Origin of the sequence: Bradyrhizobium sp. 930_D9_N1_4 (assembly GCF_052076015.1) — a bacterium.
Taxonomy (GTDB): domain Bacteria; phylum Pseudomonadota; class Alphaproteobacteria; order Rhizobiales; family Xanthobacteraceae; genus Bradyrhizobium.
In genome coordinates this window covers 570,343-588,116 of sequence record NZ_CP197236.1, presented here as the reverse complement: position 1 = coordinate 588,116, position 17,774 = coordinate 570,343, and the positions used below count along the sequence as shown (strand labels likewise).

General features: G+C 64.3%; 16 protein-coding genes. 5 read left to right on the top strand and 11 right to left on the bottom strand.

Going from position 1 to position 17,774, the window contains the following annotated elements; genetic code table 11:
* Positions 1-23: 23 nt before the first annotated feature.
* Both phbB and AB7532_RS02725 read right to left on the bottom strand, forming a co-directional pair.
* Entirely contained in the window at positions 24-749 is a 726-nt protein-coding gene (gene phbB, locus AB7532_RS02730; protein WP_441233300.1) for an acetoacetyl-CoA reductase, read from the bottom strand.
* A gap of 248 nt (positions 750-997) precedes the next feature.
* Positions 998-2,176, bottom strand: coding sequence for an acetyl-CoA C-acetyltransferase (locus AB7532_RS02725; RefSeq protein ID WP_441233299.1), 1,179 nt, complete (start codon positions 2,174-2,176; stop codon positions 998-1,000).
* A 304-nt stretch (positions 2,177-2,480) separates the two neighbouring features.
* Between AB7532_RS02725 and phaR the strand changes: the two genes are divergently transcribed.
* A complete protein-coding gene (gene phaR / locus AB7532_RS02720) occupies positions 2,481-3,080 on the top strand; it encodes a polyhydroxyalkanoate synthesis repressor PhaR (RefSeq protein ID WP_441233298.1) in 600 nt (199 codons plus the stop codon).
* 175 nt (positions 3,081-3,255) lie between these two features.
* Here phaR and AB7532_RS02715 read toward each other — a convergent pair whose 3' ends face one another.
* Entirely contained in the window at positions 3,256-4,143 is an 888-nt protein-coding gene (locus AB7532_RS02715; protein ID WP_441233297.1) for a branched-chain amino acid aminotransferase, read from the bottom strand.
* Positions 4,144-4,256: 113 nt separating this feature from the next.
* Here AB7532_RS02715 and AB7532_RS02710 point away from each other — a divergent pair, with 113 nt between their 5' ends.
* The gene (locus tag AB7532_RS02710) at positions 4,257-5,192 is read left to right on the top strand and encodes an alpha/beta hydrolase (protein WP_441233296.1); all 936 of its coding nucleotides are present in this window, start codon (positions 4,257-4,259) and stop codon (positions 5,190-5,192) included.
* Positions 5,193-5,201: 9 nt separating this feature from the next.
* Here the strand turns inward: AB7532_RS02710 and AB7532_RS02705 are convergent, their stop codons facing one another.
* Positions 5,202-5,450, bottom strand: a complete 249-nt coding sequence (locus AB7532_RS02705; protein ID WP_441233295.1) for a hypothetical protein — start codon at positions 5,448-5,450, stop codon at positions 5,202-5,204.
* Positions 5,451-5,666: 216 nt separating this feature from the next.
* Here AB7532_RS02705 and AB7532_RS02700 point away from each other — a divergent pair, with 216 nt between their 5' ends.
* On the top strand, positions 5,667-6,539 hold the full coding sequence (locus AB7532_RS02700) for a hypothetical protein (RefSeq protein WP_441239175.1): 873 nt from the start codon (positions 5,667-5,669) through the stop codon (positions 6,537-6,539).
* 234 nt (positions 6,540-6,773) lie between these two features.
* Entirely contained in the window at positions 6,774-8,357 is a 1,584-nt protein-coding gene (locus AB7532_RS02695; RefSeq protein ID WP_441233294.1) for a diguanylate cyclase, read from the top strand.
* A 15-nt stretch (positions 8,358-8,372) separates the two neighbouring features.
* On the opposite strand, the gene AB7532_RS02690 is transcribed toward AB7532_RS02695, so the two are convergent.
* The 3 genes from AB7532_RS02690 to AB7532_RS02680 all read right to left on the bottom strand — a co-directional run bounded on the left by AB7532_RS02690 (position 8,373) and on the right by AB7532_RS02680 (position 10,768).
* Positions 8,373-8,933 (bottom strand): carboxymuconolactone decarboxylase family protein, encoded by a 561-nt coding sequence (locus AB7532_RS02690; RefSeq protein WP_441233293.1) that lies wholly within the window; start codon positions 8,931-8,933, stop codon positions 8,373-8,375.
* 109 nt (positions 8,934-9,042) lie between these two features.
* Complete coding sequence (locus AB7532_RS02685) at positions 9,043-10,197, bottom strand: PLP-dependent cysteine synthase family protein (RefSeq protein WP_441233292.1); 1,155 nt, start codon at positions 10,195-10,197, stop codon at positions 9,043-9,045.
* A 106-nt stretch (positions 10,198-10,303) separates the two neighbouring features.
* Complete coding sequence (locus AB7532_RS02680) at positions 10,304-10,768, bottom strand: Lrp/AsnC family transcriptional regulator (RefSeq protein ID WP_441233291.1); 465 nt, start codon at positions 10,766-10,768, stop codon at positions 10,304-10,306.
* Positions 10,769-10,926: 158 nt separating this feature from the next.
* Here AB7532_RS02680 and AB7532_RS02675 point away from each other — a divergent pair, with 158 nt between their 5' ends.
* Positions 10,927-11,943 carry a 1-aminocyclopropane-1-carboxylate deaminase gene (locus AB7532_RS02675; RefSeq protein ID WP_441233290.1) on the top strand — a complete coding sequence of 339 codons (1,017 nt, stop codon included), beginning with the start codon at positions 10,927-10,929 and terminating at the stop codon, positions 11,941-11,943.
* A 165-nt stretch (positions 11,944-12,108) separates the two neighbouring features.
* Here AB7532_RS02675 and recQ read toward each other — a convergent pair whose 3' ends face one another.
* The 4 genes from recQ to AB7532_RS02655 form a co-directional block, all read right to left on the bottom strand.
* Complete coding sequence (gene recQ / locus AB7532_RS02670) at positions 12,109-13,974, bottom strand: DNA helicase RecQ (protein WP_441233289.1); 1,866 nt, start codon at positions 13,972-13,974, stop codon at positions 12,109-12,111.
* 400 nt (positions 13,975-14,374) lie between these two features.
* Positions 14,375-15,118, bottom strand: a complete 744-nt coding sequence (locus tag AB7532_RS02665; RefSeq protein ID WP_441233288.1) for a polysaccharide deacetylase family protein — start codon at positions 15,116-15,118, stop codon at positions 14,375-14,377.
* A gap of 106 nt (positions 15,119-15,224) precedes the next feature.
* The gene (metA, locus tag AB7532_RS02660; protein ID WP_441233287.1) at positions 15,225-16,226 is read right to left on the bottom strand and encodes a homoserine O-succinyltransferase MetA; all 1,002 of its coding nucleotides are present in this window, start codon (positions 16,224-16,226) and stop codon (positions 15,225-15,227) included.
* Positions 16,227-16,239: 13 nt separating this feature from the next.
* A complete protein-coding gene (locus AB7532_RS02655) occupies positions 16,240-17,541 on the bottom strand; it encodes an O-acetylhomoserine aminocarboxypropyltransferase/cysteine synthase family protein (RefSeq protein WP_441233286.1) in 1,302 nt (433 codons plus the stop codon).
* Between the last annotated feature and the right edge of the window lie 233 nt (positions 17,542-17,774).

Below are 17,774 nucleotides of genomic sequence, written 5' to 3'. Positions count from 1 at the left end.
GAAGCTACAGGCTTGACGTCACATCAGGCGTGATACTGGCCGCCATTGATGGTCAGCGTCGATCCGGTGATGAAGCCGGCCTCGTCGGCCGCGAGGAACACGACGGCGCGCGCGATCTCTTCGGGCTCGCCGAGCCGGTTGACCGGGATCTGCGGGATGACGTTCTTTTCCAGAACGTCCTTCGGCACCGCCTGCACCATCTCGGTGTTGATGTAGCCGGGCGCGATCGCGTTGACGGTGATCCCGCCCTTGGCGTTCTCGATCGCCAGTGCCTTGGTGAAACCGATGTCGCCGGCCTTGGCCGCGGAATAGTTGACCTGGCCGAACTGCCCCTTCTGGCCGTTGATCGACGAGATCGAGATGACGCGGCCGAACTTGCGCGCGCGCATGCCCTCGATCACCTGGCGCGTCATGTTGAACAGCGAGCCGAGATTGGTGTTGATGACGGCATTCCACTGCTCGAGCGTCATCTTGTGGAAGGCGGTGTCGCGGGTGATGCCGGCATTGTTGACCAGCACGTCGACAGGGCCGAGCTCGGCCTCGACCTTCTTCACGCCTTCCGCACAGGCGTCGAAATTGCTGACGTCCCATTTGTAAACGGCGATGCCGGTTTCGGCCTTGAACTTCTCCGCTGCAGCATCGTTGCCGGCATAGCTCGCCGCAACCTTGTAGCCAGAAGCCTTCAGCGCCTTGCTGATCGCAGCTCCGATGCCCCGCGTACCACCCGTCACCAATGCAACTCGTGCCATGTCGTAGTTCCTTCCCTTGGACTCGTCGGACGTTTCTGAAGTGATCGTTTTTAATGGTGGATTATGCGGCTGGTTTGGCGGACATCAAGAACAAAACGCCCGGCGTTGAGCCGGGCGTTTGTATTTAGTCGAGGCTTGCGCGGTTGCGAAGAATATTTGATTTGCAACCGCTGCCTTTTTAGTCGCGTGCAACGCACTCAACCTGTGTGCAGCGCACGCGCAAGCGACGTGTCAGTTACGCGTCAGCTTTAGTCGCGCGCCAGACACATCGCGATACCCATGCCGCCGCCGATGCACAGCGTGGCGAGGCCCTTCTTCGAATCGCGCTTCTGCATTTCGTGCAGCAACGTCACCAGCACGCGCGCGCCGGAAGCGCCGACCGGATGGCCGATCGCGATCGCGCCGCCGTTGACGTTGACCTTGGAGGTGTCCCAGCCGAGGTCCTTGTTGACGGCACAGGCCTGCGCCGCGAAGGCCTCATTGGCTTCGATCAGGTCGAGATCGCCGACGTTCCAGCCGGCCTTCTTGAGCGCGGCACGCGAGGCCGGGATCGGGCCCGAGCCCATGATCTTCGGATCGACGCCGGCCTGCGCCCAGGACACGATACGCGCGAGCGGCGTCTTGCCTTCCTTGGCGGCCTGCTTCGCCGTCATCAGCACGACGGCGGCAGCGCCGTCATTGATGCCCGACGCCGAGCCTGCGGTGACCGTGCCTTCCTTCTCGAAAGCGGGACGGAGCTTGGCCATCGCGTCGAGGGTTGCGCCATGACGCGGATATTCGTCGGCACTGACCACGGTGTCGCCCTTGCGGCCCTTGATGGTGACGGGGACGATCTCGTCGTTGAACTTGCCGGCCTTCTGCGCAGCTTCAGCCTTCTGCTGCGAGGCGACCGCGAACTCGTCCTGCTGGGCGCGCGTGATCTGCCACTGCTTGGCGACGTTCTCGGCGGTGTTGCCCATGTGGTAGCCGTTGAAGGCATCCCACAGGCCGTCCTTGATCATGGTGTCGACGAACTCGACCGCGCCCATCTTGACGCCGCCGCGCAGGTATTGGGCGTGCGGAGCCATGCTCATGGATTCCTGGCCGCCGGCGACCACGATTTCGGAATCGCCGTTGAGCAGCGCCTGATAACCGAGCGCGACCGTGCGCAGGCCCGAACCGCAAAGCTGGTTCACGCCCCAGGCAGGGCTCTCCACGGGAATGCCGGCCAGGATCGAGGCCTGACGGGCGGGATTCTGACCCTGAGCCGCGGTCAGGATCTGACCCATGATGACTTCCGAGACCCGGCCGGGCTCGATGCCACCGCGCTCCAGCGCGGCCTTGATGGCGATCGCGCCGAGGTCATGGGCGGGAAGGGTCGCGAACGCTCCGTTGAAGCTTCCGACCGGGGTGCGGGCGGCGCTGACGATGACGACATCGTCTGACATGGGCATCTCCTGGTGTTGAATGGGGGCAGGCGGGGCTGGGGAAACGGCTCGCCAGTCTCGACTGGCATCCTGTTAACGTCGTTGCGGCATGTCAATCGGCCGGAGGCCGAATTCATGCCGCAGCGCATTCAAAATAGCGTTCTTGGTGCTTTCGCAAGCACGTTTTTGCTGTGCAATTAACCGTGGCGCACAAAACGGTAGCGTGCCCCCTTTGAAAATGCTTACTTTGTTGCGTTGCGTACTCTTCCCGCCCTGCGGCATAGCCCGTCGGGTTCCCGTTCTCAGCGTTTGCAAGTGAGAGCCCATGGCGAAATCAGACCAACCCACCACTATCAAGAAATACGCGAACCGCCGGCTCTACAATACCGGAACGAGCACCTATGTGACGCTCGAGGACCTCGCCGCCATGGTCAAGGACGGAGAGGATTTCCTGGTCTACGACGCCAAGACCGGCGACGACATCACCCGCTCGGTGCTGGCCCAGATCATCTTTGAGCAGGAGAACAAGGCCGGCCAGAACCTGCTGCCGACCACCTTCCTGCGCCAGCTGATCCGCTTCTACGGCGACAGCATGCAGATGGTGGTGCCGAAATATCTGGAGCAGTCGATCGCAACGCTGACCCAGGAGCAGGAGAAGTTCCGCAAGCAGATCGCCAACTCGCTGTCCGGCACGCCGTTTGCGCCGCTGGAGGAGCAGGTCCGCCGCAACATGGAGCTGTTCCAGCAGACCTTCTCGATGTTCAAGCCGTTCGCCCCCGGCGCGGCCCGCCCGGCGGGCAGCCCGGAGCCTGAGCCCGAGGCGACCGCCGCGACGCCGACGGACAACAGCAACATCGACGATCTGCGTCAGCAGATGAAGGACATGCAGGAACGCCTCGAGAAGATGTCGAAGAAGGACGAGTAGGTCTTTCGTCCGTGCTGGCGCGCCCGCCTGCCGCGGGCGCGCGATTGGCAATTTTGCCCGACTGTTTCCCCACCGTCATTGCGAGCGCAGCGAAGCAATCCAGAATCCCTCCGCGGGGACAGTCTGGATTGCTTCGCTGCGCTCGCAATGACGGAGTTCGTGGAGTGTGCGGCGCCTACGCCGCCAGCTTCACCGTGTGCGCAAAATCCCAATAGAGTTTCCGCGCGCGGGTGTAGAGCGGGCCCGGCTTCAGCTCGCGCTCGTCGATGCGAATCACCGGGGCGACCTTGGCAAAATTGCCGGTCGAAAAAATCTCGTCGGCGGCGAGGAAGTCCGCATAGCGCAGCGTCTTCTCGACCACGGTGACGCCGTCGCCGCGAAGCAGGCCGATCACGCGCTGGCGTGTGATGCCGTTCAGGAACGTACCGTTCGGCACCGGCGTGAACACCACGCCGTCCTTCGCCATGAACACGTTGGAATTGCCGAACTCCGCGACATTGCCGAGCATGTCGAGCATCAGCGCATTCTGGAAGCCGCGGGAGGCCGCTTCCGCGAGCGCGCGCGAATTGTTCGGATAGAGGCAGGCGGCCTTGGCCTCGACCGGCGCACATTCGGCCGTGGGCCTGCGGAACGGTGACAGCGTGATGGCGTTGCCGACTGGCTTCGGCATCGGCGCCTCGTAGATGCACAGGCACCAATTGGTGGTCTCAGGGTCGAACAGCACGCCGCCCCCGCTTCCGTTCTGCGCCCAGTACATCGGACGGACATAGAGCTCGGCATTCGGCGCGAAGCGCGCGATGCCTTCGTTTGCCAGCGTCAGCCATGTGCCGGTGTCGACCACCGGCTTCAGGCCGAAATTGATCGCGGATTGATTGGCGCGGGCGACGTGGCGGTCGAGATCGGGCGCGACACCCTCGAACGCGCGCGCGCCGTCGAACACCACCGATCCGAGCCAGGCCGCATGCGTACGCGGGCCCATGATCGGCACATTGCCGTCATGCCATTTGCCTTCGAAGAAGTTCCAGCTCGGCGAATATTCGATCGGCTTTTTGATCTCGGCCATGACCGGCCTCCCGTTGGCGCGACGCCGCAATAATGCGCCACTATTGGTCGCAATTTCTAAATGATTCCCTGCGGGGGAAGGGTGGGCTACCCTGTTCCACGGAAGGAAGTCATATGCCACTCGATCCGCTCGCAAAGCGTTTATTGACCATGATGGCTGCAGCCGCGCCGCAGACACGGAGCAGGCCGAGCGTGGAGGCACGGCGGCAGTCGCTGGCGAAGCTGATGCAGTTCGCGCGCGCAGAGGCGTCCGACGTGACCGCGTCCGACGGCACCCTCCCCGGCCCCGGCGGCGAACTGCCCTATCGCCTCTATTCACCCTCGCATGCGGGCGAGCGCGCGCCGGGCTTCGTGTTTTTTCACGGCGGCGGCCTCGTCGCCGGCAGCATTGCGACGCATGACCGCATCGCTGCGGCGCTGGCACACGTGACCGGCTGCCGGCTGGTGTCGATCGACTACCGGCTCGCGCCCGAGCACAAATACCCCGCCGCCGTGGACGACGCGATCGCGGCCACCGAATGGGTGGCGCGCGAAGCTTCCTCCCTCGGTATCGATGCCGAACGTCTCGTGGTCGGCGGCGATTCCGCCGGTGCCACGCTCGCTGCGATCGTGTGCCAGCAGGCGGCGCAAACCGCCGGCCTCTCGCTCGTTGCGCAATGCCTGATCTGCCCGGTGCTGGATTTCGAGGAGACCTCGCCCTCGCGCGAGGAATTCGCCGAAGGCCATCTGATCGATCGCGCCACGATCGAGGCCGACCTCGCGGACTATCTGCCGGAGGGCCTGGACGCCGCCGATCCCCGCATCTCGCCCTTGCGCGCGACACGGCTCGCGGGCTTGCCGACCGCGATCATCCACACCGCCGAATGCGATCCGATGCGCGACGAAGGCAACGCCTATGCGCGGAAGCTGCTGGCCGCCGGCGTCGCGGTCGAGCATGTCTGCCACGACGGCATGGTCCACAATTTCCACGCCATGGGCGCAATCCTGCCGCAGGCGCAGCTCGTGCTGTCGCAGATCGGCGAGCAGATCAGACGTGCGGTGGCGGGGTGAGAGGGCAAATCACGCCCTTGCGCCAAGCACCGCCCTCGCCGCCACGACGTACTCCAGCCAATGCGCATCCGCATAACGTTCGGCCTGCCGCACGCAGGTGACATCGGGCGCATGCGCGGCGGCGATCGTGCGCGCGAAGCGCTCTTCGGCTACGGTCACGTCGTCGGGCTCGGACGACGGCACGCTAGCCGCCACGGCGGTCGGAGCGACAGCGAGGCCCGCCAGACCAGTGAGCAAGGTGCGGCGTGACGTGTTCATGGCGGTTGTCCTTCCAAATGTCCGGCCTGCACTCTGGCCGACGCGTGTGTCGTTGCGGTCTCGGCAAAGTAACTGTGCACATCCGTGCCGTCCATGACTTACCGTTACCGCTTGACCACACGAGCGATCACGTTCCATCTAGCAACGATTCCGCCTTCAAATCGCCACGCGTCGGATTGTCACGTGTCTGATCACAGCCCATCGCATCGTCAGGCTTTGCGCGCTGCCGCGATCGGACTGCTTTGTCTGACGATCTCCGCAGGCGCCGCCTCCGCTGCCGACGATGAGGACGACGCGCCGGCAAAACCCGAGGTCCCGAACATCTATCTCGATCTTCGCACGATCTACGCGACGATCCCTGCGGGCACGCTCGGGCTCGGCTTCGGCAACACGTCTCTGTCGGCTGCGTTCGAAGCGCTGGCGGCGCGCAGGGGGACGACACTGCCGAACGGCTTGCCGGCCGCAAAATCCATTGCCGTCGATCTGCCGCTGACCGTCGACGTCAGCGATCGCGTGTCGCTCTATGGCGGCGTGTCGGGCTCGACGATCGACATCGGCGGCGGCTGGTCGACGTTCGACATCACCAGCTGGAACATCGGCGTACAGGCCGACCTCTATCAACAGAACGGCGGAAAAATCCCGACCATCACGCTGCAATCGACCCTGACGCAGTCGGTGCCGAACGAGCCGGGCATGACGACCTCCTTCAACAACATCCTGGAATTCGACTACGCGCTGGACGAGGACGAGATGCGGGGCTGGCTGGCCGGCGTGCAATACACGCACACCGACATTGCCAGCCCGGTCGCCAGGATCAGGCCGAACACGATCCTCTATGCCGGCGGCTATTACCAATGGCCGAGCAACTGGAAGTTCACCGGACGCCTCGGCGTGCAGTCGTTCGGCGGCGCGCAAATTGGCCGCCGGACGCTGGCGGAGCCCTTCACCCAGCCGCTGCTGCGGCTCGATCTCGACCGCATGGACGACAACGACAACCGCCTGTTCGGCATCACCGCGCAGATCGCGTGGATGCCGAAGCCATCCTATCAGGTGACGTTGCGGACGCCGCTCTACGCCGTGCGCAACTGATCGCGGTCGTGGTGGATTTTCAGTGAATCGTAGCTCCCGCATTTTCACGGATACCAACGTCACGGCCGCTCCCGCCTATCGTTGATAACGAAAGACTTTTCGCATTCCAGCGCCGGCGCATGCGCGGTCCGGCCGATGAACCCATTGTTATCCCTCTCGCGAGATCGCCGACCACGTTACCTTCCGGCAAGGAGCTTGCGACAAACTGCGGTAATGCTGCTTGGGAGGTTGGGAATGCCCCGCTTGGTATCGGAACGGACGTTCCTCGCCGGCAACATCATCTTCAATTACGGCCAATCGACCATCAATTGCATCGTGCGCCGCCTGTCCGAAGATGGCGCGACGTTGGAGATGCAGAGCAGCCTCGGCGTGCCCGAGCGATTCCAGCTTCAGCTCGCCAACCAGGAGATCCTCACCTGCCGCGTGCTCTGGCGTTCCGACCGTCAGGTCGGCGTCGCACTCGGAGCGGAAGATCTTGTTGAGACCAAAATCGATGATGCGCGGGGGCGCAGCACCGATTCGCTGATGCGCGGGCAGATGCTCGCGCTTCGCGCGGCGCTGGATTTCGTTCCCCTCGGCATCGTGCTGCTGGATGCCAATCTCCGCGCCCAGTTGATCAATCGGGCGTTTCGACAGATGTGGCTGTTGCCGGATGAAGTCGCCAACAGCAATCCGTCATTCGTGACCCTGATGCACCACGGCCGCGATACGCTCGCCTACGAGATCCCGGAGGCGGAGCTTGACGCCTACGTCGCCGAACGCGTCCGGCAGGTCAAGGCGGGTGATGCGTCTCCACGCGACCTGCGCCGCACCGCCGGCGACGTCGTTCGCATGCACTGCACACCGCTGCCCGACGGCGGGCGGATGCTGACCTATACGCCCGTCACCGACATCGTGCGCACCTCCGACGAGCTGAAATTGCTGCGCGACGCACTCGAGGCTGTCGAAGATGGCGTCCTGCTGCTCGACCACGACCTCAACGCCAGCTTCATGAACCGGCGGATGCGGCGGTTCTGGGACGTCAGCGAGCAGGAGGCGACCGGCCATCCGAGCTATGCATCCCTGGTGAGTCGGGCTCATCGCGCCAGCGCGCCGAATCTCCCGTCAAACGAATTGGCCAAATTCCCCACCAAACGCGTCGCAGAGGTCAGGGCCGGCGACCATGTCCGCGACCTCCAGACGCCGGACGGACGGCGCATCAGGGCCCATTGCAGTACGATGTCGAATGGCGGCCGCATGCTGACCTATGTCGACATCACCGATCTGACGCAGAAGGCCGCTCTGCTGGAGACGCTCGCAACCACCGATCCGTTGACCGGCCTCTACAACCGCCGCCATTTCCTCGACAACCTCGACGCCGAATGGAGTCGCTTTCAGCGCTACTACCGCTCCGTCTCGGTGCTGATGCTCGACATCGACTACTTCAAGTCGGTCAACGATCGTTACGGCCATGCGGTGGGCGACGCCGCGATCAAGGCGGTTGCGGCCGCATGCATCGACGGCAAGCGCAAGTCGGACATCGTCGGCCGCCTCGGCGGCGAGGAGTTCGCCGTTCTCCTGCCCGAGACCAGCCTGTCGCGTGCGAGAACCGTCGCCGACCGCATCCGCAAGCGTGTGAGGAGCGCGCAGATCGCCGCGGGTGACACTCAGTTCGGCGTCACCGTGAGCATCGGCATCGCGGAGGCGACCGTCAGCATGTCCGGCATCGACGCGCTGGTGGGCGCGGCCGATCACGCGCTCTACCAGGCCAAGGCTCAAGGCCGCAACCGCTGCATCGCCTGGGCGCCTCTACCGCCCGCAAGCAGGGCGGCGGAGTGATCGTCGAACCGGCTTCTAATCTGGCACCGGCACGTCGAAGGTGTTCAACGTGACCGAAACCATGCAGTAGACGCCGACGAGATAGGACAGCTCGGCCGCGCCATGCTCGCCGAACTCCTTGACTGCCGCCCGATACGTCAACTCAGGCAGCACGCCGCCACTCACCAGGGCCGAGGCCATGTCATAGGCGACCGCCTCCTGCTTGGTGAGATCCACCGGACGCTGGCCGGCGACGATGGTCGCGAGCTTCTCGTCGGAGAGGCCGCGCTGCTCCGCCACCAGCACATGGGCATAGAGCTCGTAGCCGGAGCGGAAATGCGAGCCGGTGACGAGGATCGCGACCTCGCGGACCGGCGCCGGCAGCAACGGGTTCGCCGCGATCGCCTTGACCAGGTCCCACACCGGCTTGCCGAAGCGCGGCTCGCGGATCCAGGGATTCCAGGGCCCGAGCAATGCGCCGTCGTCGCGCATGTTGATGAAGCCCTTGAAATGGTCCTTGATGCCCGCTCGCATGTCGTCATAGAGCGGCTTCTGTTCGTCGGTCAGATCTTTCGGATCGAGAATGGGAAGGCGCACGGCGAAATCTCCTCGTTGAGAGGAGCTGAGGCTCGCTTGCGTGCGCGCCCATGGCAAGTGAAGTTGCCGTGACGACCGTGCCATTTTGCAAGTGGCTGGAAGAGATTGGCTAAGAGGCCCCAGCGCTCTGCGGATTGGCGGCGTCGTCGACGTCAAGCGTCAGCGGCTCACCCGTCGCGAGGAACGACGACAGGACTGCTTCGGCCGGCGCGGTGTCGAGACCGCGCGTTTTCAGCCATTCGGGCTCGTAATAGGTCTGCCGGTAGCGCTCGCCGGAATCGCAGATCAGCGTCACCAGCGATCCGGCCTGGCCTGCTCTGCGCATCTCCGCGGCGAGCCGGCACAGCGCCAGGAAATTGGTGCCGGTGGATCCGCCCACGGTGCGGCGCAGCCGGCGCGACAGCACGTTCATCGCGGCGATCGTCGCCGCATCCGGGATCTTCATCATGCGGTCGACCACGCCCGGCACGAAGGACGGCTCGCAGCGCGGCCGGCCGACGCCTTCGATCAGCGAGGGACGCTCGCAAACACGGGAGCGATCCTGCGAGCGGAAACAGTCGAAAAATGCAGAATGCTCGACGTCGGCGACGCAGAGCCGCGTCGGATACTGGCGGTAGCGCAGGTAACGGCCGATCGTGGCCGAGGTGCCGCCGGTGCCGGCGCCCATCACGATCCAGTCCGGGATCGGCCGGGGCTCGCCCGCCAATTGCGTGAAGATCGATTCGGCGATGTTGTTGTTGCCGCGCCAGTCTGTGGCGCGCTCGGCAAAGGTGAACTGGTCCATGTAATGGCCGTTCAGGCCGGCGGCGAGTGCCGCGGCTTCCGCATAGAGCGCACGGCCGTCGTCGATCAGGTGGCAGTTGCCGCCGTAATGTTCGATCGCGGCGATCTTCTCCGCCGAGGTCGTGCGCGGCATCACGGCAAAGAAGGGCACGCCGATCATCTGCGCGAAATAGGCTTCCGACACCGCGGTCGATCCAGACGATGCCTCGACGACGGGCGTGCCTTCGCGGATATGGCCGTTGCAGAGCGCGTAGAGAAACAGCGAGCGCGCCAACCGGTGCTTCAGGCTGCCGGTCGGATGCGTGGATTCGTCTTTCAGGTAGAGATCGATGCCGGCGAGTGCCGGCACGATCAGCCGGATCAGATGCGTGTCGGCGGTGCGACACTGGTCCGCCTCGATCGCGGCGACCGCTTCATCGACCCAGCCTCGCCGGTAGGCCGGTGCGGCGGGATCTTGCTGGCGGAAGGGAAGCGGTTGCATCGGAAGAATCTCTCACGATGGGTATCGCGCATCAATAGCTTGATTCTTATTTGACGCGTTTTCGCCACGCGAACCGGTCTCCACTTCACCGGAAAACGCTATGAGCTCAAAACTCCAGCGGTGCGTTGTCGACGACTTCCTTCATCACGAAGAAGGTCCGGGTCTGGCGCACGCCGGGCAGCGCGATGAGCTGCTCGCCGTGGATGCGGTTGAAATCCTCCATGTCGCCGACGCGAATCTTGAGGAAGTAATCGAAGTCGCCGGCGACGAGGTGGCAGTCGAGCACGAATTTCAGTTTTGCGATCGCCTGCTCGAAGATCGCAAAGCTCTCCGGCGTCGAGCGGTCGAGGACGACGCCGACCATGACCAGCGTGCCCTTGGCCACCTTCTTCGGCGCGACCATGGCGCGGACGGCAGCGATAAAGCCGTCCTCGAACAGGCGCTGGGTGCGGCGATGGCAGGTGGCGGGGCTGATGGCGACGGTTTCGGCCAGCTCCGCGTTGCTCAGCCGGCCGTTATTTTGCAGCAACCTCAACATCTTAAGGTCGGTGCGATCGAGCCGAGCGGACATGGAAGAAACTTCCGTAAATGGCTTATTATGTGAAAGAAACTATATCTTATTTCTCCCATCCTGCAAGATAAGGCGCAACATAGGCGCAATATTCGAAAGCACATTTGCGCAGGCCAATGTTAGCCAGATCCAGACATCAACACCAATCGGGATGCCCCATGAAGCTGGACAAATTTCCGCGCTATCCGCTGACCTTCGGCCCGACGCCCATCGAGAAGCTTGAGCGGCTGTCGAAGCATCTCGGCGGCCAGGTCGAGGTCTATGCCAAGCGCGAGGACTGCAATTCCGGTCTCGCTTATGGCGGCAACAAGCTGCGCAAGCTCGAATACATCATCCCCGACGCGATCGCCTCCAACGCCGACACGCTGGTCTCGATCGGCGGCGTGCAATCCAACCACACCCGCATGATCGCGGCGGTCGCCGCCAAGATCGGCATGAAGTGCCGCCTGGTGCAGGAAGCCTGGGTGCCGCACGAGGACGCCGTCTATGACCGCGTCGGCAACATCATGCTGTCGCGCATCATGGGCGCCGACGTGCGCCTCGTCGACGACGGTTTCGACATCGGCATCCGCAAGAGCTGGGAGCAGGCGATCGACGAGGTGAAGGCGGCGGGCGGCAAGCCCTACGCGATTCCCGCCGGCGCCTCCGTCCACAAATTCGGCGGCCTCGGCTATGTCGGCTTCGCCGAGGAGGTGCGCAAGCAGGAGGCCGAGCTCGGCTTCAAGTTCGATTACATCGTGGTCTGCACCGTCACCGGCTCGACCCATGCCGGCATGCTGGTCGGCTTCGCCGCCGACGACCGTGCGCGCAAGGTGATCGGCATCGATGCGTCCTTCACGCCCGCGCAGACCAAAACGCAGGTGCTCGAGATCGCGCAAAATACCGCGAAGCTGGTCGAGCTCGGAAAGGATCTCGTCGCCGACGATGTCGTGCTGATCGAGGACTACGCCTATCCCGCCTATGGCGTGCCGTCGGAAGAGACCAAGGAAGCGATCCGCCTCACCGCAAGGCTCGAAGGCATGATCACCGACCCGGTCTACGAGGGCAAGTCGATGCAGGGCCTGATCGATCTCGCGCAGAAAGGCTATTTCGAGAAGGGCGCAAAGATTCTGTACGCGCATCTCGGCGGTGCACCGGCGCTGAACGGCTATGCTTACGCGTTCCGGAACGGCTAGCAGTTTGTCGTCCCGGGGCGCGACAAAGTCGCGAGCCCGGGACCCATAACCCCAGGGAGCCGTTTGGCGAGGAACGTCTCCCCGCCTGCCTCAAGATAGATCACGCGGTATGGATCCCGGATCTGCGCTGCGCTTGTCCGGGATGACCGCGGCGTTTTCGTCGCGCTACCGCGTCCTGACGATCTGCAACAGCTCGTCGCCGTAATGCTCGAGCTTCTTGTCGCCGATGCCCGGCACGTTGCGCAGCTCGTCGAGCGTGGTCGGCCAGGCCCGGACGATACCGTCGATGGTGGCGTCGTGCAGCACGACATAGGCCGGCACGCCGCGTTCGCGCGCGATGTCCGAGCGCCAGGACCGCAGCCGCGCGCGCAATTCGGGATCGACATCGCCCTCCGGCGCATTCGCCGCCGGCGCAAGATCGCCGCGACGGGATTTTGTCCGGCTGGTGCGCACACGTGCGCCGGGAGCTTCCTCGCGCAGCCACACTTCGGTCTCGCCGCGCAGCACGCCGCGCGCGGTGTCCGTCAGCTTGAGGGCTCCGAAAGCCTCGCTGTCCGCATGCAGATGGCCCATCGCCACCAGCTGCCGCAGCACGGTCCGCCACTGCTTCTCGTTGAGCTCGCGCCCGATGCCGAACACCGACAGCTTGTCGTGGCCGAACTGCGTCACCTTCTCGGTCAGGCGACCGATCAGCACGTCGATCAGGTGCATGGCGCCGAAACGCTGACCGGTGCGGTAGGCGCAGGACAGCAGCTTTTGCGCCAGCACCTTGCCGTCGCGCATCTTCGGCGGCATCAGGCAATTGTCGCAATTGCCGCAACTGCTTGCGGTCTCCGTCTCGCCGAAATAGGCGAGCAGCCGCTTGCGCCGGCACTGCGCGGTTTCGGCGAGCCCGACCAGCGCATCGAGCTTGCCGATCGACACGCGCTTGAAATCGTCCGAGCCGGTGGATTCGTCGATCATGCGGCGCTGCTGCACGATGTCCGAGAGGCCATAGGCCATCCAGGCCGCCGATGGCTTGCCGTCCCGGCCGGCGCGCCCGGTCTCCTGGTAATAAGACTCAATGCTCTTGGGCAGGTCGAGATGGGCGACGAAGCGCACGTCGGGCTTGTCGATGCCCATGCCGAAGGCGACGGTTGCGACGATGACGATGCCGTCCTCGTTGAGGAAGCGATCCTGGTTGCGCGAGCGTACGCTGCCGTCGAGGCCGGCATGATAGGGCAGCGCCGCGATGCCGGCCTCATCAAGCGCAGCCGCGACTTCCTCGACGCGTTTGCGCGAGAGGCAATAGACCACGCCGGCATCGCCTTCATGCCGCTCCCGGATGAAGTCCTTGAGCTGCGACACCGCATTGCGCTTGTCGACGATCTCGTAGCGGATGTTGGGCCGGTCGAAGCTGGAGACGAATTGCGGGCTGTCCGCAAGCTTCAGGCGCTCGACGATCTCCTTGCGCGTCAGCTCGTCGGCGGTCGCGGTCAGCGCGATGCGCGGCACGTCGGGGAAGCGCTCGGCGATGATGGAGAGGCCGACATATTCGGGCCGGAAGTCGTGGCCCCATTGCGAGACGCAATGCGCTTCGTCGATCGCGAACAGCGACACCCTGGCCTGCGCCAGCATCGACAGGCAGCGCGGCGTCACCAGCCGCTCCGGCGCGACATAGAGCAGGTCGAGATCGCCCGCGATCAGGCGGCGCTCGATGTCGGAGGCTTCCTGCATTGTCAGCGACGAATTCAGTGCGGCGGCATTGACGCCGGCCTCGAGCAAACCGGCGACCTGGTCGCGCATCAGCGCAATCAGCGGCGACACCACGATGCCGCAGCCTTCACGCAGCAGCGACGGGAGCTGGTAGCACAGCGACTTGCCGCCGCCGGTCGGCATCAGCACCAGGCAATTGCCGCCATCCGTGACGTGCCGGATGATCTCGCCCTGCGCGCCGCGGAACCCCGGCAGGCCGAACACCGAATGCAGCACCGACAGCGCATCGCGGCCGCCGGGCGGCGCAGGCAGTGGAGCGGCGGAAGGAGCGGACATGAGCGGGCGGGAACCACGGCCGAGAGATTCGTCACAAGGCCAGTCGCATGGCGGCGCGGGCGTGGCAAGACTGTTTGCGGGGCAAGGCGCGCCTCTTCCCCTCTCCCCTTGCGGGAGAGGGTGGCTCGCCGCCCAGCGGCGAGACGGGTGAGGGGTATCTATCGGCGAGTCCGGAATCGTAGGGTGGGCAAAGGCGCACTTGCGCCGTGCCCACCATCTCTCTCGATCGTAAAAAATGCGTGGGCACGCTTCGCTTTGCCCACCCTACGATATCTGCGTTTGTGGATGGATACCCCTCATCCGGCGCCATAGCCGAAGCTTCGCTTCGGCGTTCTTAAGAACGGCGGCCAGAGGCCGCCTACGCCACCTTCTCCCGCAAGGGGGAGAAGGGAAGAAGAAGCTACGCCCCGATTCGTCGCAGCGCTTCTGCGACGGTCACGATCGGCATGCCGTGCCGCTGGGCCGCTTCGAGCGCGTGGCGCATCAGGTGCGGCGTACAGCCATAGGGGCTTGGTGCATCGACGACGTCATGGCTGTAGAAGATGAGCCAGCCACCGCTCGCGACCGCCTCGTCGAAATAGCGGTCGACGCCTGCCGCATCGATCTCGCAATCGACCAATGGCGACGCCCGGAGGAACTGGAGGTCGATGACATCGCTGTTAACGCCCGGAAGGATGCCGCGCGCCGAGCGGAACGCCTTCGCGAGCTGCGGCTTGCGCCAGACCGAGGCGATCCCGTAGGGATAGGCGAAATTCTCCAGCACGATCGACGAATCGATACCGTAGAAATAATTGCGGTTGCGCTCGATCTCTCGGGCCATCGCGGCCTCGTCGAGATCGGCCGAGCTCTGGTGCGAGAAGGTGTGACAGGCGATCTCGTGACCAGCCTGGTGAAGCCGGACGATCGCGTCGTTGGACAGGCCGTGCCAGTGGTCGGAGGGACGGTCGATCAGGCTGCCGGCGAGGTAGTACGTGCCGCGGCCGCCATGCCGCTCCAGCAGCTCGGCGCCCTCATTTGCAGCGCTATCGGGCGCGTCGTCGAACGTGAAGCTCACCATCGGCGCATGCGCGGGCAACCGGTGCGGCGCGGCACGGAAATGCCGGGCGAGCCGATTGCTCATGCGTCCCTGGAGTGCCGACCACACGACTCGCGTTTCCCGTGATTCCTTGTTGCTCTACTGAAACATTCGTGCGCTGGTTGAGGCAAGCTTAACGCTCGGGTAATCCTAATGCGGAACCAATCTCTTTCCTCTAGCGCGCAAGAACCGGCGCGTCGGCTTCCGCGGCAAGGTATTGCAGCCAGTTGCGGAAAAGCGCCGCCGCGGCGCTGCCGGCGGCGATATCGGCACGCAAATTCAGCGCCGGCAGCTCGTTGGCCAGTGCGGGGTGGCGCTGGTGGGCCGCCTTCTTCTCGAAGCGATTGAGCTTCTCTTCCGTTGCTGCGTCAAAATAGCTCACGGGCAGATGCGGATAGATCTCGCGCTCGCGCGCAAGGTAGCGGCCGATGTCGCGCAAATACTCGCGCTGGAGCGACAGTGCGTCATATTCCGGGTGGCCCTGAAAGAACACGAAGCGGCTGGCATATTGCCGGACGAAGACATCGACGCCGGCCTTGGCCGAACGCGTCAGCACCTGATAGCCGGCATCAACGAGGTCACTCTCGGCCAGCTCGTTCAGACGCGAATGCGAAACCTTGAGCGGCGCCGGCGCAGCACGCGTCAGTGAGTCGCTCGCCACGGCCTCACAATCGAAAATGCCATGACATTTGCTCGGCAGCCGCCGCCGTTCGATGCGGTCGAGATGCAGCACCGCCGCGTGCGCGGCAAGGCATGACCAGATCGTCGAGCGCGTGTTGACCCTGGCCCAGTCGATCACTTCGGTGAGATCACGCCAATACGGCTCCTGGTCGAGCTCGGGCGCGACCGGCTCGGCGCCTGTCACGATCAGCCCGTCGAACTTGTGATGCCGGAGCTCGGCAAGCTCTGAATACTCGCTCTCGACATGCCACTTCGCCTCCGGCGAGCGCTTCACCGACGGCAGCGAGAAACAATGGAAACGGATGCGGCGCGGGCCGGCGGCGGCCTGGAGCAGCTTCATGAACTGCCGCTCGGTCGCCTTCAGCGCCGGATCCGGCATGTTGTTGATCAGGCCGATCGTGAGATCCGCGCCACCATTGTCGCGCACGAGGTCACCCTCGGCCGGCACCAGCGCCGGGCTCGATATGCCTTGATCCCTGTCGATCAGGATCGTCATCGCAGGCGCCCGCCTACTCCGCGGCCTGGAGGCGCGCCGACGGGCAGGCCTTCTCCAGCGCCTGGTCGATGTCCTCGATGATATCTGCGGAATGCTCGATGCCGATCGACAGGCGAATCGTTTCCGGCAGGACGCCGGCTGTGCGCTGCTGCTCCGCCGACATCTGGCGATGCGTGGTCGAGGCGGGATGGCAGGCCAGCGATTTGGCATCGCCGATATTGACGAGGCGCGTGATCAGCTTCAGCGCATCGTAGAAATTCTTGCCGGCTTCCATGCCGCCCTTGATGCCGAAGGTGAACAGCGAGGAGGCGTTGCCGTTCAGGTACTTTTGCACGAGCGGGTAATAGGGACTGTCCGGGAAGCCGGTGTAATTGACCCACGCGACACGGGGATCCTTGCGCAGGAATTCGGCGACCTTGCGGGCGTTCTCGCAGTGGCGCTCCATGCGCAACGCCACGGTCTCGATGCCCTGGATCAGCAGGAACGCGTTGAACGGCGACAGCACCGAGCCCATGGTGCGCTGATAGATGCTGCGCGCGCGCTCGATATAGGCGGTCTTGCCGAAGCGCTCGGCATAGACGAGGCCGTGATAGGAGGCGTCCGGCTTGTTGTAGCCGGGGAAGCGGTCGGCGTATTTCACCCAGGGGAAGTTGCCGGAATCGACGATGGCGCCGCCGAGCGTGGTGCCGTGGCCGCCCAGAAACTTGGTCAGCGAGTGCACGGCGATGTCGGCGCCGTAGTCGAACGGCTTGAGCAGGATCGGGGTTGCGACCGTGTTGTCGACGATCAGCGGCACGCCATGCTTGTGCGCGATCCTGGCGAGCGCCTCGATGTCGCAGACATTGCCGGCGGGATTGCCGATGGTCTCGGCGAACACCGCGCGGGTGTTCTCGTCGATCAGCTTTTCGACCGCCTCAGGCTTGTCGCTCTCGGCGAAACGGCCGGTGATGCCCTGGCGCGGCAGGATGTGCGAGAGCAGCGTGTGGGTGGTGCCGTAGAGCTGCGGCACGGAAACGATGTTGCCGCCGTGATCGGCGACGTTGACGAAGGCGAAATGCAGCGCCGCCTGGCCGGTCGCGACCGCGAGCGCGCCGACGCCGCCTTCGAGCTCGGCGATGCGCTTCTCCAACACCGCGCTGGTCGGATTGGCGATGCGGCTGTAACGGTAACCCTCGGCCTCGAGATTGAAGAGCGCCGCGCCGTGATCGGCGCTGTCGAAGGCGTAGGCCGCGGTCTGATAGATCGGCACGGCCACCGCGTGCGTGGTGGCTTCGGGCTCGTAGCCGGCGTGAATAGCGATCGTCTCGTTGCGCATCGTGCCACCTCCGCGTGGGACGCGGGCCGCACTTATTGGCCTGTATGAGGCATGTGCGTTGTCCGCACTCCCTCTGTTAGAGGCGGGTGGTAAAGCGGACAATAATTCGTCTAGAGATCGAGGAAGTAACCCTAACGGTTGTTGGTGAATTGGCTAGAATTCGAGTCAATCTGGATTAATGAACTGCTCACTCTGCCAGCGCCCTTCCCTGAAAGGCGAGCGCCGCCTTGCAT